Source organism: Saccharopolyspora erythraea NRRL 2338 (genome assembly GCF_000062885.1).
Lineage (GTDB): Bacteria > Actinomycetota > Actinomycetes > Mycobacteriales > Pseudonocardiaceae > Saccharopolyspora_D > Saccharopolyspora_D erythraea.
Genome location: NC_009142.1, coordinates 4,598,449 through 4,616,129, shown reverse-complemented (window position 1 = coordinate 4,616,129; position 17,681 = coordinate 4,598,449). Strand labels below are relative to the sequence as shown.

Here is a 17,681-nt window from a genome sequence, read left to right as displayed (position 1 = left end):
CGGCTCGTCCAGGCCGACTCCCGGAGATGGGGTACTCAGTCGGTCGGCGCGGGAATTCCTTGCCGTGAAACGACATTCGTCGCCGATCGGCGAGCGCGGAAAGCGTTGACGGTCGGATGGGGCCGTGTTAGCCTCCGCCCGACACCCGATCGGGGGATGGATGGCGAAGAGCCGTCCTGCTAGGCCCACCGCGCCGGTTGTCACGTCGCAATGCATCTGGGGAACAGTGCTCCGTCAAGCGGTTCGCGGACGCACGGCTCCCGAACCGTTCCTCTCCCCGCCGAGATCCGCCATTGGTGGGCGCCCGCAGTTTCCCGCCCGGCACGGCATCCGCGGGGACTCACGAAAGGTGCTCCAGACATGTCGACGACCGAGGGTGCACCACCCGTCGACTCCAACGTGGTCCGGCAACTGCTGCTGTTCGACCCATTCGACCCGGAGTTCCGCGCCGACCCGCACCGCGTCTACCGGGAGATCCGGGAATCCGGCCCGGTCACCGCCACCCCGGGCGGCCTGTGGCTGGTCTCGGGGCACCGGCAGGTGTCGGCCGTGCTGCGCGACCAGGCTTTCGGCTGGGGTGAGGCCGAACTGGCCGCCGGACACTTCACCACCGACGACGAAGGCAACACGGTGCGGCCGCTGACCTTCGCCGATCCGCCGGAGCACACCCGCATCCGCTCGCTGGTGACCAGCGCGTTCTCGGCGCGGATCGTGGAGCGGCTGCGTCCGCGCGCGCAGGAGCTGGCTCGCGAGTCGCTGGCCGCGGCGCTGGCAGGCGGCGGCAGCGCCGACGTCATCCAGCAGGTCGCGTATCCGCTGACCGGACGGCTGCTGTGCGAACTGCTCGGCGTCGACCCGGAGTACCAGGAGCGCTTCCGCGCCTGGGCCGAGGCGATGGGCCGCGGGCTGGACCCGGACTTCATGCAGTCGCCCGACCAGCTGGCCAGGCGCGAGGAGGCGCGGGCGCACTTCCACGAGTACTTCGCCGAGCTGGCGGCCCGCCGGCGGGCGGAGCCGGGCGACGACCTGGTGAGCGCGCTGGTCGCCGTCGAGCAGGAGGGCGACCGGCTCACCGCGACCGAACTGGTGGTGACCTGCACGCTGCTGCTCAGCGCCGGCTACGCCACCACGGTCCACCTCATCGGCAACGGGATGCTCGCGCTGCTGGAGAACCCGGACCAGCTCGCGTGGCTGCGCGCAAACCCCGGCCGGGTCGGCGACGCCGTCGAGGAGGTGCTGCGCTTCGACGGGCCGATCCAGCTCGTCTCGCGGGTGGCCCTGCGCGACACCGAGGTCGACGGCCACGCCGTCGCCGCCGGCTCTCCGGTGCTGTTGCTGCTGGCCGCGGCCAACCGCGACCCGGCGGTGTTCGACGACCCCGACCGGCTCGACGTGTCCCGCAAACCCGGGCGCAACCTCGGTTTCGGTGTCGGCATCCACTTCTGCCTCGGTGCCCCGCTGGCGCGGCTCACCGCGCAGGCCGCGCTGAGCCTGCTCGTGGAGCACGAGCTCGTGCTCGACGGTCCGCGGCCCGCGCCCACCGGGAGCCTGGTCCTGCGCGGTCTGGCCGAACTGCCGCTGCGGTCGGCCTGACGCGCCTCGCCGTCGAGGTGCCGCGGCCTGCCCGGCACCTCGACGGTGGCCGGAGTCCCGTGCCCACCGGATCGTCATCGTGCAGCGGGCCACGCCGGAAACGCGTCGGTCGTGTCCGTTTTGTGGCCGGAAGTGGCGCATTGCGGGCGCGTGCCGATGCGTGTCCATTTTGGATGGACCACCTGTGGATACCCGCAATTGCGTCACCGTAGTCCCAGCGTGCGCCGCCTCCGCGAATTCTTGCGGGGCCCGAAACGTTTTGTTCTGGCGGGCGTGGGCATGGCCGTCCGGTGAATTCCTCATCCTGATGGCGGTTGATCGGATTCGTTTGCAGGCACTTGACGGAATCACCGGCGCTGCGGCAGGCTGTGACGCACCGCATGGCAGGGAAGTTCCTGGGGGTAGCAAGTGACGGTCGATCAGCCTGAATTACCGACGTCGCGCAATGCGTCGGAATCCGTTTCCGATCAGCTCCCCGCGGTCCTCGGTGGTTTCGACCTGACAGATCAGGTCCGGTTTTCCGGCGGGTTCCCGCACGAGGTTTTCAACAGGCTGCGCGCCGACGAGCCGATCCTGCTGCACCCGCCGGGGCGGACCCGCGACGGTGAGAGCTTCTGGGTGCTGAGCCGGTACGAGGACGTCGTCGAAGCCGCCGCGAACCCGGTCTTCTCCTCCCAGGGCGGGGGAAGCCGGGAAGGCGGCGGCACCCACCTCGACGACCTCCCGGCGGGCACCTACGCCGGCGGGATGCTCAACATGATGGACGACCCGCGGCACCAGCTGATCAAGGACATCGTCTCCCCGGCGGTGTGCCCCTCCGCGGTGGCCGCCCTGGAGCCGGTGGTGCGGGAACGCGCCTCGGCGCTGGTGTCGACGGTGCTGGAGCGAGGGACCTGCGACCTGCAGGCCGAGGTCGCCGGCCGGTACTCGGTCGAGGTCGTCGCCGCGCTGCTGGGCGTGCCCCGGCAGGACTGGAGCCGGCTGGTGGACTGGGCCGAGATCGCCATGGGCTACGAGGACCGCGACGAGGGCGAGGCGACCGGCCGCAGCCAGGCGGCGCTGCTGGACATGTACAAGTACGGCTGCGAACTGGTGCGGGCCAAGCGCGCCGAGCCCGCGGGCGACTTCATGTCGCTGATCGCCACCGGTGAGATCCCCGAGGGCCACGGCCAGGCGCCGCTTGTCGACTACGAGCGCGAGGTCTTCTTCAACCTGATCTCGCTGGCGGGCACCGAGCCCACCCGCAACGCCATCGCGATCGGCCTGCTCGCCCTGGTCGAGCACCCCGAACAGTGGCAGGCCCTGCGCGCCGACCGGTCGCTGCTCGACGGCGCGGTGGAGGAGGCCTTGCGCTGGTCGAGCCCGACGCCCTACAACCGCCGGACGGCCACCGAGGACATCCGCTTCCGCGACGTGCTGATCCGCGAGGGCGACAAGGTGACGCTCTGGTGGGCCTCGGCGAACCGCGACGAGCGGGTGTTCGCCGACCCGTTCCGCTTCGACGTCCGGCGCTCGCCGAACCCGCACCTGGCCTTCGGGCACGGCGCGCACACCTGCCTCGGCCCCGCCCTGGCTCGGATGGAGCTGCGCGTTCTGCTGGAGGAACTGCTCGACCGGGTCGAGCGCATCGAGCTCACCGGGCCCGTTCCGTGGGCGCGCAACAGCAAGCACACGGTGGCGCTGCGCGTGCCGGTCGCGCTCACCGCATCCTCCTAGCACCGCGCGCCCGCCCCACCCTCGCGGTCCGCCGCTTTTCCCGCACCTCCTTCGCGGCGCGGCGGCGCCCGTACGAATTTGATATCGAGACGATTGGTGTTGCCCATGTCCGTTGGCGATATCGACACGCCGTCCGGCGAATTCGACTTCGCGGCGAATCTGCTGCCTTTCGACCCGCTGGATCCGGCATTCCAGGCCGACCCGTATCCGTTCTTCCGGTTGGTGCGCGAAACCGCTCCCGCGTTGTGCACTCAGCCGGGAATGTGGGTCGTCACGGGTTTCCGGGAATGCTCGGCGGTGCTGCGCAACCCGAAGTTCGGCCACGGCGACGGCCGGCTGGTCGCCTCCCAGATCACCCACGACGCCGAGGGCAACGTGGTGCGGCCGTTCGTGTTCATGGACCCGCCGGACCACACCCGGATCCGGTCGCTGGTGACCAAGGCGTTCTCGGCGCGGATGGTCGAGCGGTTGCGCCCGACGGCCGAACGGCTGGTCGGCGAGCTGCTGGCGGCGGCGATGTCCGGGCCCGCGGACGAGCCGGTCGACCTGATGGCCGAGCTGGCGTTCGCCCTGCCGTCCAACCTGATCAGCGAACTCCTCGGCATGCCGCCGCAGGACAAGCCGCTCTTCGAGCAGTGGTCCAGCGCCCTCGGACGCGGTCTCGACCCGGACTTCATGCTCAGCCCCGAGGAGATGCAGCGCCGCGACCAGGCCCGCACCGAGTTCGACGGCTACTTCGCCGAGCTGGCCCGGCGCAGGCGCGCCGAGCCGGCCGACGACCTGGTCAGCGCGCTGGTCGCGGTGGAGGAGGACGGCCGCAACCTGAGCATGAGCGAACTGGTCAGCACCTGCCGGCTGCTGCTGAGCGCCGGCTACCTCTCCACCGCCCACCTGATCGGCAACGGCGTCAACGCGCTGCTGCGCCACCCGGAGCAGTTCGAGTGGTTCCGCGCGCACCCGGACCAGGTGGCCGGAGTCGTCGAGGAACTGCTGCGCTACGACTCGCCGGTGCAGACCGCGGGCATGCGGACCGCGTTGCAGGACACCGAGATCGGCGACCAGCCGGTCAGCGCGGGCGAAGGCGCGATGCTGCTGGTCGGCGCGGCCAACCGCGACCCGGCCGCGTTCCCGGACCCGGACCGGCTGGACGTGTCCCGCAAGCCCGAGCGCAACCTCGGCTTCGGCATCGGTGCGCACTTCTGCGTCGGGGCGCCGCTGGCGCGCCTGACGACGCAGGTCGCGCTCACCGCGCTGGCCGGACTGCGCGTCGAGCTCGCGACCGACGACGCCCCGCGCATCAACAACCTGGTATTGCGGGGGTTCGCGGAGCTTCCCGTGTTCCTCCGAGCGGCGTGACGACCGGAGCGGTGGATTCGGGTGGCAGGCAGCGATGAGGTCGGGATCGGCGGCGCGGTGACCGCCGGGGACGAGGCCGTGGCGGTGGTCGGCCTGGCGTGCCGGCTGCCGGGGGCGCCGGACGTCGCCGCGTACTGGCGGCTGCTGCGCGACGGCGTGGACGCGGTGGGCCAAGCCCCCGCGACCCGCTGGAGCGCGGACGGCCCGGAGCTGCCGACGGCGGTCTCCGGTGACCCGCTGCGCGCGGGTTTCCTCGACCAGGTCGACCGCTTCGACGCGGAGTTCTTCGGGATCTCGCCGCGGGAAGCGGCCCTGCTCGATCCGCAGCAGCGGCTGGTCCTCGAGCTGACGTGGGAAGCCCTCGAGGACGCCGGGATCGTCCCGGGCGGGCCGGATGACGGCACCGGCGTGTTCATCGGTGCCACCTCGGACGACTACGCCACCCTCCGCCACCGGTCCGCGGACCGCGCCACGCAGCACACCCTGACCGGCACCAACCGCGGCATGATCGCCAACCGCGTCTCCTACGCGCACGGCTTGCGCGGTCCGAGCATGACCGTCGACAGCGCGCAGTCGTCGTCGCTGGTGGCCGTGCACCTGGCGTGCCGGAGCCTGCGCGACGGCGAATGTTCCGCGGCACTCGCCGGCGGCGTGAACCTCAACATCGCGCCGGACGGCTACCACGTGGTGGAGGGTTTCGGCGCGCTGTCGCCGGACGGGCGCTGCTACACCTTCGACTCCCGCGCGAACGGGTACGTGCGCGGTGAGGGCGGCGGTGTCGTGGTCCTCAAGACGCTGTCGAAGGCCATCGCCGACGGTGACGAGATCTACTGCGTCATCCGGGGCAGCGCGACCAACAACGACGGTCCGGGCGAGGGCGGTTTCACCGCGCCGAGCCGCGAAGCGCAGGAACGGGTGCTGCGGCAGGCCTACCGGCGGGCGCGCATCGACCCGGCTTCGGTCGGTTTCGTCGAGTTGCACGGCACAGGTACGCCGGTGGGGGATCCGGTCGAAGCCGCCGCGCTCGGCGCGGTCCTCGGGACGGCCCGCGGCGAGGGCTCGCCGTTGCCGGTGGGGTCGGTCAAGACCAACATCGGCCACCTGGAAGGCGCTGCGGGCATCGCCGGCCTGATCAAGGCGGTGTTGTGCCTCAGAAATCGGGAACTGGTGGCCAGCCTGAACTTCGAGGAACCCGATCCCGCGATCCCGTTGCCCCGCTTGGGACTCCGGGTGCTCACGGGTCCGGAGCGACCGGACGCGGGCTGCGATCCACTCGTGGCCGGGGTGAGCTCGTTCGGCATGGGCGGGACGAACTGCCACGTCGTGCTGTCGGAGTGGTCGCCGGTGCGCGGCGAAACCGACAACGCACGTCCGTCTGGAGAACTCCCGGTCGTCATGCCCGTTTCCGCCGCTACACCGGCGGCCCTGCGCGAGCTGGCGGGCCGGTTGCGGGACCACCTGGCGGAGTCCGGAGCACGACCGGTCGACGTCGCGTACTCGCTGGCCACCACTCGTGCGGCTCTGCGTCACCGCGCGGTGCTGCTGCCCGACGAAACCGGGGCGCTGGACGGCGCACTGCGGTCCCTGGCTCAGGACGACGTGAGTAGCAACGTGGTCCGGGGCGTGCCGGTGCCGGGCGGCGTGGCTTTGCTGCTCGGCGGGCAGGGCGGCCAGCGGCCGGGCATGTGCCGCGAGCTCCACGCGGGCTCCCGCGTGTTCGCGTGGGCCTTCGACGAGATCTGCGCCGCGATGGACCCGCACCTGTCCCGCCCGCTGCGTGAGCTGGTCTTCGCCGAGCCGGGCTCGGCCGAGGCCGCGCTGCTGGACGAGACCGAGCACACCCAGCCGGCCCTGTTCGCCGTCGAGGTCGCGTTGTTCCGGCTGGCCGAGCACTGGGGCGTGGCACCCGACGTCGTGCTCGGGCACTCCGTCGGCGAGCTGGCGGCCGCGCACGTGGCCGGAGCGCTGTCGCTGGAGGACGCCTGCGCCCTGGTCGCGGCCAGGGGACGGCTGATGCAGGCGTTGCCCGCCGGTGGCGCGATGGTCTCGGTGCGGGCGAGCGAGGCCGAGCTGGCGGCAGATGTGGTGTCGGCGTCCGGCCGGGTGTCGATCGCCGCGGTGAACGGGCCGGTGTCCACCGTGATCGCCGGGGACGAGGAGCCGGTGCTCGCGATCGCGGATCGCTGGGCGAAGCGCGGGCGCAAGACCAAACGCCTGCGCGTGAGCCACGCTTTCCACTCGCCGCGGATGGACGGCATGCTGGCGGACTTCCGGGCCGCGGCCGCGCGAGTCGACTGGCGTCCCACGCGCATCCCCGTCGTCTCCAACGTGACGGGCCAGGTGCTCACCGACGACGAGATCCGTTCACCCGAGTACTGGGCGGACCACGCGCGCCAGGCCGTGCGTTTCGCCGACGGCATCCGGACCTGCACGGCCGCCGGTGTCACCACGTTCCTGGAGCTCAGCGCGGACGGCGCGCTGTCGGCACTCGGACGGGACTGCCTCGACGGCGAATCCGCGGACGTCGCTTTCGTACCCCTCCTGCGCGGACCGGAACGCGGCGAGCGTCGTTCGGCGATGTCGGCCTTGGCGCGGCTGCACGTGCGCGGCGTCGACGTGGACTGGCAGGCCGTCCACGACGGCGCGGCGCGGGTGAAGCTTCCGACCTACCCCTTCCAGCGGCGCCGGTTCTGGCTGACCGGCTCCGCCGTCGATGACGCGGCGCCATCCGCACCGCAAGCCCGGCAGCCACTCGCCGACCGGATCGCGGACCTGCCGGAGCGCGAGCAGGACCACGCTGTGCTGGAGCTGGTCCTCCGGCACACCGCGGCGGTACTGGGACACGACGCGACGGAGGCGGTCGACCAGCGGCTTTCGTTCAAGGAGCTCGGTTTCGGCTCGCTGATGCTGGTGGAGCTGCGCGACGAGCTCGCCGAGGCGACCGGGAGGGCACTGCCCGCGACGCTGCTCTTCGACCACCCCACGCCGGCCGCACTGGCCCGCGGTCTGCGCGCGCAGCTCACCGGCTCGGCTCCGGCTCGTCCGGCGGCCACCGAGGCGCGCACACCGGACGAGCCGATCGCGATCGTGGCCATGGCCTGCCGGTATCCGGGCGGCATCCGCACGCCGGAGCAGCTGTGGAGCTTCGTGCGCGACGGGCGCGACGCGATCGGCGAGTTCCCGGTGAACCGCGGATGGGACCTCGACGCCCTGCACCACGCCGACCCGGACCACGCGGGCACCAGCTACGTGCGCCACGGCGGTTTCCTGCACGACGCCGACGAGTTCGACCCGGCGCTGTTCGGCATCAGCCCGCGCGAGGCGCTGGCGATGGACCCGCAGCAGCGGTTGCTGCTGGAGACCTCGTGGGAGGCGTTCGAGCGGGCCGGGATCGATCCGGTGTCGTTGCCGGGCAGTCCGTGCGGGGTGTTCGTCGGCGCGACCGCCCACGACTACGGGCCGCGGATGCACGAGGCCGGCGACGGGCTCGACGGCTACGTGCTGACCGGCACCACGCTTAGCGTGGCCTCCGGGCGCATCGCCTACACCTTCGGCCTCGAAGGGCCCGCCGTCACCGTGGACACCGCCTGCTCGTCGTCGCTGACGGCGCTGCACCTGGCGGCTCGGTCGCTGCGCGACGGGGAGTGCTCGCTCGCGCTGGCCTGCGGGGTCACCGTCATGTCGAACCCGGGCATGTTCGTGGAGTTCAGCAGGCAGCGGGGGCTGGCTCCGGACGGCCGCTGCAAGGCCTTCGCCGCCGCGGCGGACGGGACGGCCTGGGCCGAGGGCGCGGGTGTCCTGCTGCTGGAACGGCTTTCCGACGCGCGGCGGCACGGGCATCAGGTGCTGGCGGTGCTGCGCGGCAGCGCGATCAACCAGGACGGCGCGTCGAACGGGCTGACGGCGCCGAACGGCCTCTCGCAGCAACGGGTCATCTGCCAGGCGCTGGCCGCCGCGGGCCTCGAACCGTCCGATGTGGACGCCGTGGAGGCGCACGGGACGGGCACCTCGCTGGGTGATCCGATCGAGGCCCAGGCGCTGCTGGCCACCTACGGGCAGGAGCGGACTGCTCCGCTGCTGCTGGGTTCGGTCAAGTCGAACATCGGCCACACCCAGGCGGCGGCGGGCGTCGCCGGCGTGATCAAGGTCGTCATGTCGCTGCGCCACGGATCGCTGCCGAAGACCCTGCACGTGGACGAGCCCTCCCCGCACGTGGACTGGTCGTCGGGCGCGGTGTCGCTGCTGACCGAGCCGGTCCCGTGGCCGCGGGTGGACCGTCCTCGCCGAGCTGCGGTGTCCTCCTTCGGCATCAGCGGAACCAACGCGCACGCGATCATCGAGCAGGCGCCGCCGACGGAACAGCGCGACGAGCGCGCCGCGCCGTCGATGGCAGCCCTCGCGTGGCCGCTCTCCGGAGGCACCGACTCGGCGCTGCGCGAACGCGCCGCCCAGCTCTCAGCCCACGTGGACGACCTGCCGTCGGAGGCCGTGGCACTGGCCTGCGGTGCGCGGGCCTCGTTGCCGCAGCGGGCCGTCGTCGTCGGGCGGCGTCGCGAAGAGCTCCTCGGCGGCCTGACCGCGCTGGGGCGCGCGGACGCGGCCGCGAACGTCGTCATCGGGAACGCCGACATCTCGGGCGACACCGCGTTCGTCTTCCCCGGCCAGGGCGGTCAGTGGCAGGGGATGGCGCTGGAGCTGCTGGCCGACTCCGAGGTCTTCGCCGCCCGCCTGCTCGAATGCGCCGAGGCGGTGGAGCGGCACGTGGACTGGTCGCTTCTCGGCGTGCTGCGCGGTGATCCGGGCCAGCCGTCGCCGGACCGGGTCGACGTGGTGCAGCCCGCGCTGTTCGCGGTGATGGTCGCGCTGGCCTCGCTGTGGCGCTCCTACGGGGTCGAGCCCGCCGCGGTCGTCGGGCACAGCCAGGGGGAGATCGCCGCCGCCTGCGTCGCGGGAGCGCTGTCCCTGGAGGACGCGGCAGCGGTCGTCGCGCTGCGCAGCGAGGCGCTGACCGAGCTGTCCGGGCTGGGCGGGATGCTGTCGGTGCCGCTGCCGCAGGCTGATGTCGTCTCGAGGATCGATGACCGGGTTTCGGTCGCGGCGGTCAACGGACCGGAGTCGGTGGTGCTCTCCGGCGAACCCGCGGCCCTCGACGAGCTGCTGGCCGCGTTCACGGCCGAAGGGGTCCGCGCCCGGTCGATCCCGGTCGACTACGCGTCGCACTCCGCGCAGGTCGAGTCCATCCGCGAACGCCTGCGCACGCTGCTCGCGGGGATTTCTCCACAGGCATCGCGGATTCCGTTCTACTCGACGGTGACCGGCGACCGCATCGACACCCGCGAACTCGACGCCGAGTACTGGTACCGCAACCTGCGCCACACGGTCCGCTTCGAAGCGGCGGTCAGCGCCATGGCATCCCGGGGACACCGCTTCTTCGTCGAGGTCAGCCCGCATCCGCTGCTGGCGGTCGGGGTGCAGGACACGCTGGAGGCCGCCGGCGTCGGCGGCCTGGCCACCGGCTCGCTGCGCCGCGAACAGGGCGGTCTCGACCGATTCCTGCTCTCGATGGCCGAAGCGCACGTGCGGGGCATGGCGGTCGACTGGTCCGCGCCGTTCGACGGCTCGGGCGTGGTGCCCGCCGAACTGCCGACCTACCCGTTCCAGCGGCAGCGCTACTGGCTCGAGGCACCCCGTTCGGCATCGGATCCGTCGGACCTCGGGCTGGCACCGGCGGAGCACCCGCTGCTCGGCGCGGCGACACCGGTCGCCGGGACCGGCGGCTGGATGCTCACGGGGGCGTTGTCGACCCGCACCTCGCCGTGGCTTTCCGACCACGCCGTCCTGGGCGCGGTTCTGCTGCCGGGCACGGCTTTCCTCGAACTGGCCTTGCACGCCGCTGGTCAGGTCGGCTGCGACCTGGTCGACGAGCTGACCCTGCACAGCCCGCTGGTGCTGCCCGACGATCGCGGCGTCCGGATCCAACTGGTCGTCGGCGCACCGGAGTCAGACGGGCGACGGTCCCTGGAGATCCACTCGCGACCCGGGGACGACTGGACGCACCACGCGAGCTGCGTGCTCTCGCCTTGCGACGACACGACTCCGGCCTCGGACGCCGCGTGGCCACCTGTCGGCGCCCAGCCGGTCGACGTCGACGACCGCTACGACCGCCTCGCGGAGCAGGGCTACGGCTACGGGCCGGTGTTCCAGGGCCTTCGTGCCGCGTGGCGCCGCGGCGACGAGGTCTTCGCCGAGGTGGTGCTCGACGAGGACACCTCCACCGCAGCCCGGGCGTACGTGGTCCACCCAGCGGTGCTGGACGCCGCCCTGCACGTGGCGGGGCTGCTGCCTTCGGTCCCGGAGGGGACGCTGCTGCCGTTCAGCTTCAGCGGTGCGCGAGCGCACTCGACCGGGGCTTCGACGCTGCGGGTGCGCCTGGCGCCCGTCGGGTCGGCCTGCGCCGACGCCGCCGCCCTCTCGCTGGTCGCCACCGACCAGCACGGCGAACTCGTGGCCACTGTGGACTCCCTTGTGATGCGCCCGGTATCGCCCGATCGGCTCCACACCGGTCGGCATGACTCGCTGTTCCGCCTGGAGTGGGTCGGCGCGGAGCCCTCGGCGCCCGGGGAGTGGGCTGTCGTCGGTCCGTCCTCGCTTCGCGGATTGCCGGGATGCGCGGGCCACTACCAGGACCTCGCGGAGCTGGCGGAGACGCAGGACCAGGTACCCCCGTCGGTGCTGGTCGAGCTCGACACCGCGGGCGAGATCGCCGACGTGGTGCGCCGGGCCCTCGCGCTGGCGCAGGAGTGGCTGGCGGGCGAGCGGTTCGCCGAGTCCCGGCTGGTGCTGGTGACGCGCGGGGCCGTCGCCGCGAAGGCCGGCGAGGACGTGCCCGATCTGGCCGCCGCGGCGGTGTGGGGTCTGCTGCGCTCCGCCCAGGCGGAGAACCCGGACCGCTTCGTGCTGGTGGACACCGACGACCACGACGCCTCGCTGCGCGTGCTCGCCCAGCTCGGGGACGCGCAGCACGCGGTGCGCGCCGGTGCCGTGCTGGTGCCGCGACTCGAGCGCGCACCGCGAGCCGCGGAACCGTCCGGTTGGGACGGTGACGGCACCGTCCTGATCACCGGTGCCGGCGGCACGCTCGCCGGAATCCTGGCCCGGCACCTGGTGGCCGAGCGCGGTGTTCGGCACCTGCTCATGGTCAGCCGCCGCGGTGGATCCGCCCCGGGCACGACCGAGCTGTGCGAGGAGCTGACCGGCCTGGGCGCGGAGGTGACCGTCGCGGCCTGCGACGTCGCCGACCGGGCCGCGCTGGCGGAAGTGCTGGCCTCCATACCCGCGGAGCGGCCGCTGACCGCTGTCGTCCACGCCGCGGGCACCCTCGACGACGGTGTCATCGAGTCGCTGACGCCGCGGCGCGTGGACCACGTGCTGCGGCCGAAGGTGGACGCGGCGCTGAACCTCGCCGAGCTCACCCGTCACGCCGACCTGAAGGCGTTCGTGCTGTTCTCCTCCGTCGCGGGCGTGTTCGGCAGCCCGGGCCAGGCGAACTACGCCGCCGCGAACGCCGTGCTGGACGCCCTGGCCGCGCAGCGCCGGGCGCGCGGCCTGCCCGCGCAGTCCCTGGCGTGGGGGTTCTGGGCCGAACGCAGCGGCATGACCAGCCATCTCGAAGGCGCAGACCTGTCCAGGATGGCCCGCGGCGGCGTGGTGCCGCTGTCCTCGGACGAGGGCATGACGCTGTTCGAGACCGCTGCCGCGCTCGACGACGCCGTGCTCGTCGCGGCTCGTCTGGACGTCTCGGCGCTGCGCGCCCAGCGCGACGCACTACCGGCGGTGCTGCGTGGTCTGGTGCCGGCTGCTCCCCGGCGTTCCCGCCGAACGGAGTCCGACGGCGCGTCCTCCCTGTCCGGACGGCTGGCCGAAGCGTCCCCGGCCGACCGCGAACACCTCGTGCTGGATCTGGTGCGGACCCACGCCGCCGTCGTGCTGGGGCACGCGAACCCCACGTCGGTGCGACCGGACAGGCCGTTCAAGGAGTTCGGCTTCGACTCGCTCACCGCGGTCGAACTGCGCAACCGCCTCAACGCCGCCACCGGCAAGCGGCTGCCGACCACTGCCGTCTTCGACCATCCCACGCCGGAGGCGTTGGCGCGGTATCTGCTGACGGTGCTGACCGGCACCGAGGCCCGGACGTCGACCCCCGCAGCGGTCGCGGCCACCACCGGGGAACCCATCGCGATCGTGGCGATGGCCTGCCGGTACCCGGGCGGCGTCGCCTCACCGGAGGACCTCTGGCGGCTGGTGTCCGACGGCGGCGACGCCATCTCGGCCTTCCCCACCGACCGCGGCTGGCCGCTGGACGGCCTGTTCGACGCCGACGGCGACCGCGCGGGCACCTCCTACGTCCGGGCGGGCGGCTTCCTCGACGACGCCGCCCTGTTCGACCCGGCGCTGTTCGGCATCAGCCCGCGCGAGGCGCTGGCGATGGACCCGCAGCAGCGGTTGCTGCTGGAGACCTCGTGGGAGGCGTTCGAGCGGGCCGGCATCGACCCGCTGTCGGTGCGCGGCACCGACGTGGGCGTGTTCGCCGGCGTGATGTACCACGACTACGCGTCCCGGCTGCGCCAGGTGCCCGAAGGCGTCGAAGGCCACCTGCTGACCGGAAACACCGCGAGCGTGGCCTCCGGTCGCGTCGCCTACACCTTCGGTCTGGAGGGACCGGCGGTCACCATCGACACCGCCTGCTCCTCCTCGCTGGTGGCTCTGCACCTGGCGTGCCAGGCGCTGCGCCGCGGCGAGTGCTCGATGGCGCTGGCCGGCGGCGTGACGGTGATGGCGACACCGGGCACCTTCACGGAGTTCAGCAGGCAGCGCGGCCTGGCCGCCGACGGGCGGTGCAAGCCGTTCGCCGCCGCCGCCGACGGCACGGGCTGGTCGGAAGGCGCCGGCCTGCTGCTGGTCGAACCGCTGTCGCTGGCCCGGCGCAACGGGCATCCGGTGCTCGCGCTGGTGCCGGGCTCGGCGGTCAACCAGGACGGCGCCTCCAACGGCCTCAGCGCCCCGAACGGCGTCGCGCAGCAGCGCGTCATCCGCCAGGCGCTGGCCGACGCAGGGCTGTCGACCGCGGACGTCGACCTGGTCGAGGCCCACGGCACCGGCACCACCCTCGGCGACCCGATCGAGGCCCAGGCGCTCATCGAGACCTACGGGCAGGGCCGCGAACATCCGCTGCACCTGGGATCGGTGAAGTCGAACATCGGGCACACCCAGGCCGCGGCGGGTGTCGCCGGGGTGATCAAGAGCGTCATGGCCATGCGGTCCGGGACACTCCCGCGAACCCTGCACGTCGACCAGCCGTCCCCCCACGTCGACTGGTCGGCGGGCGCGGTGGAACTGCTCACCGAGGCGCGACCGTGGCCCGAGGGCGGACGGCCGCGCCGGGCGGCGGTATCGGCGTTCGGCATCAGCGGCACCAACGCGCACGTGATCCTGGAACAGGCCGTGGAACCCGCACCGGTCGAGCCGTCGCGGCGCGAGCTGCCGGTGGTGCCGTGGGTGCTGTCGGCCGACAGCGACCGAGCACTGCGGGCGCAGGCAGAGCGGCTGTTGACGCACGTGCGCGACCACGTGGATCAGGACGCCGCGGACCTCGGTCTCTCGCTGGCGACCGGCCGCGCGGCACTGGCGCACCGCGCCGTCGTGCTGGGAGCCGGCCGCGACGAACTCCTGCGCTCGCTCGGCGGTTTGGCCGAGGGACGCGAGGAGCAGGGGCTCGTGCGGGGGCGGGCGGACGGCGCACGCGGCCGCGTGGCGTTCGTCTTCCCCGGTCAGGGCGCGCAGTGGCGGGGCATGGCGCTGGAGCTGCTGGCCGAGTCCGAGGTCTTCCGGCGCCGGATGCGCGAGTGCGCCGAGGCAGTCGAAGCCCACGTGGACTGGAAGGTCCTGGACGTCCTGCGCGGTGTCGACGGAGCGCCGTCGCTGGACGCGGTCGAGGTCGTGCAGCCGGTCAGCTTCGCCGTCGTGGTGTCGCTGGCCGAGCTGTGGAAGTCCTGCGGTGTGGAGCCCGCGGGGGTGATCGGCCACTCCCAGGGTGAGATCGCCGCGGCCTGCGTCGCGGGCGCCCTGTCGCTGGCCGACGCGGCCAGGGTCGTGACCCTGCGCAGCGCCGCGTTGCGCGAGCTCGCCGGCAGCGGGGCGATGGCGTCGGTGGCGCTGCCCGTCGAGCAGGCCGAGAAGCTGCTGGACGGCCACCGGCTGTCGGTCGCTGCGGTCAACGGGCCGTCGTCCACAGTGGTCTCCGGTGCGGTGCCCGACGTGGAGGCGCTGCTGGCCGACTGCGAGTCGCGCGGTGTGCGCGCCCGCCGGATCGCGGTCGACTACGCCTCCCACTCCGCCCACGTGGAGCGGATCGAGGACGAACTCGTGGAGGTGCTCGCGCCGATCTCGCCGCGCGGCGGCGACGTCACGCTCTTCTCGACGGTGACGGGCGCCGAGGTCGACACGCGCGAGATGGACGGCGGCTACTGGTATCAGAACCTGCGGCGGACCGTGCGCTTCCAGGAGGCGGTCCGGGCGGCGGTCGAGGCGGGCTTCGACACCTTCGTCGAGGTGAGCCCGCACCCGGTCGTGGCGCAGGGGATCGAGGAGACCGTCGACGCCGCCGGCCGGGAGGTCGCGGTGCTGACGACGCTGCGCCGTGACGACGGCGGGTGGGAACGCTTCCTGACTTCGGTCGCCGAAGCCCACGTGCGAGGTGTCGCGGTGGACTGGCGCGCGCTGTTCGCCGGCACCGGGGCGGCGCGGGTGGACCTGCCCACCTACGCCTTCCAGCGGCAGCGCTACTGGCTGGAGGACGCCGAACCCACCGCCTCACGGGTCCAGGACCCGGCGGAGGCCGGGTTCTGGGACGCCGTCGAACGCGCCGATCTCGCCGAGCTGTCGGCCACGTTGGACATCACCGGCGACGAGCCGTTCAGCAGCGTGCTGCCGAGCCTTTCGGCGTGGCACCGGTGCCGCCACGACCTCGCCGCCGTGGAGGACTGGCGCTACCGCGTCGTGTGGCGGGAGGCGCCCGAACCGTCGGCTCCCGCGTCGCTGCCGGGCACGTGGCTGGTCCTCGTGCCGGACGCCGAGCGCCACCAGCCATGGGTCGCCGCGACCGTGCGCGCCATGACCGAGTGCGGTGCCAGGGCGGTGACCGTCGAGTGCGGGGAGAAGGACACCGATCGCGCGGCGCTCGCCGACCGGATGGGACGACTGCTCAGCGACCAGCCCGACGTGCGCGCGGTGGTCTCGTTGCTCGCGCTGGACGAGCGCAGGCACCCCCACCACCCGGCGGTGCCGGTCGGCTTGGCCGCCACGCTGGCCCTGGTGCAAGTGATGAGCGACCTCGACCGCCACACCCCTGTATGGATGCTCACGCGGGGCGCGGTCGCCGCGGGAGCCGAACGTCTCCGCCGCCCGGAACAGGCCCAGATCTGGGGACTGGGCCGGGTGGCCGCCCTGGAACACCCCCGGCAGTGGGGCGGACTCGTCGACCTGCCCGAAGACCCGGACGACTTCGCGTTGCGGCGGCTCTGCGGCGCACTGGCCGGCGGCTTGGGCGACGAGGACCAGTTGGTGCTGCGGGAGAGCGGAGCACTCGTGCGCAGGCTCGTGCGCGCGCCCGTCACCGCAGCACCGGTGCGGCGCTGGCGGCCTCGCGGCACCGCCCTGGTCACCGGCGGCACCGGCGCCCTCGGGCCGGAGATCGCACGCTGGCTGGCGGGCAACGGCGCCGAGCACGTCGTGCTCGTGAGCAGGCGCGGCGCGGACTCGGACGGGGCCGCCGAACTCGCCGCGGAGCTGCGCGAACTGGGCACCGAGGTGAGCTTCGAGGCGTGCGACGTGGCCGACCGCGACGCGGTCGAGGCGATGCTAGGACGCCTGCGCGCCCAGGGACGCGAGGTGCGTTCGGTGGTGCACGCGGCCGCGCTGATGCGCCTGGCCGCGCTGGCCGACACCGACCTGCGGGAGTTCGCCGACGTCCTGGCGGCCAAGGTCGAGGGGGCCCGGCACCTCGCCGAACTGCTGGACCCGGACCGCCTCGACGCCTTCGTGCTGTTCTCCTCCATCGCCGGGGTGTGGGGCAGCGGCGACCACGGTGCCTACGCGGCGGCCAACGCCTACCTGGACGCCTTCGCCGAGCATCTGCGCGCCGACGGGCGCGCGATCACGTCCGTGGCGTGGGGTGTGTGGGACGGTGCCAGGTTCCCCGAAGGCGTCGACGCGGAACAACTGCGTCGCCAGGGCCTGCCGCTCATCGCGCCCGGACCGGCGTTGACGGCGTTGCAGCAGGTGCTCGACCACGACGAAGCGGTGGTGTCGGTCGCCGACGTCGACTGGGACCGCTTCGTGTCGCTGTTCACCTCCGCCCGTCCGCGTCCGCTGCTCGACGAGGTGCCGGAAGCGGCGCCGGCCCCCGCCGACGATGGGCAGGACGAGCCCGGGTCGTCGTGGCCGGAACGACTCGCAGCCCTCGGTGAAGCCGACCAGCGCGCCGCGTTGCGGGCGCTCGTGCGGGAGCAGGCGGCGTTCGTCCTCGGCCACGGCGACGGGGAGTCGATCGACGACGGGCGCGCGTTCCGCGAGCTCGGCTACGACTCGCTGACCGCGATGGAACTGCGCAACCGGCTCAACGCGGCCACCGGGCTGCGGCTGCCGGCGACGCTGGTGTTCGACCACCCGACACCCGCCGCCGTCGCCGAGCACCTGCGTTCCCGGCTCGTGCGCACTGCATCCGGATCGCCGGTACCGGTGTTCTCAGAACTGGACCGGATCGCCGCCGCGGTGGCGGCCGGCGGAGTCGCCGAGGACGAACGGGCCGAGATCGAGACGCGGCTGCGCGCCCTGCTCTCGGCGGTCGGTGCGGAAGAGGTCGTCGCCGATGCGGACCGCGAGGACCTCGACGCGGCCACCGACGACGAGATGTTCGAGCTCATCGAGAAAGAGCTCGGCGCCACCTGACGGGGGAACTG

The 17,681-nt window shown here is 73.1% G+C and carries 4 protein-coding genes; all 4 read left to right on the top strand.

Annotated features, from left to right (window positions below; all coding sequences use genetic code 11):
• Positions 1-360: 360 nt before the first annotated feature.
• Positions 361-1,593: a cytochrome P450 gene (locus SACE_RS20105; protein WP_009946794.1), complete on the top strand. Its 1,233-nt coding sequence runs from the start codon at positions 361-363 to the stop codon at positions 1,591-1,593.
• A gap of 408 nt (positions 1,594-2,001) precedes the next feature.
• Positions 2,002-3,309, top strand: coding sequence for a cytochrome P450 (locus tag SACE_RS20100; RefSeq protein ID WP_009946795.1), 1,308 nt, complete (start codon positions 2,002-2,004; stop codon positions 3,307-3,309).
• A gap of 105 nt (positions 3,310-3,414) precedes the next feature.
• Positions 3,415-4,665, top strand: a complete 1,251-nt coding sequence (locus tag SACE_RS20095) for a cytochrome P450 (protein ID WP_009946796.1) — start codon at positions 3,415-3,417, stop codon at positions 4,663-4,665.
• A 21-nt stretch (positions 4,666-4,686) separates the two neighbouring features.
• Positions 4,687-17,670, top strand: coding sequence for a type I polyketide synthase (locus SACE_RS20090; RefSeq protein ID WP_009946797.1), 12,984 nt, complete (start codon positions 4,687-4,689; stop codon positions 17,668-17,670).
• Positions 17,671-17,681: the final 11 nt, after the last annotated feature.

Coding starts and splice junctions, on each gene's coding strand:
- SACE_RS20105 (WP_009946794.1), top strand. CDS start 361: ATGTCGACGACCGAGGGTGCACCACCCGTCGACTCCAACGTGGTCCGG.
- SACE_RS20095 (WP_009946796.1), top strand. CDS start 3,415: ATGTCCGTTGGCGATATCGACACGCCGTCCGGCGAATTCGACTTCGCG.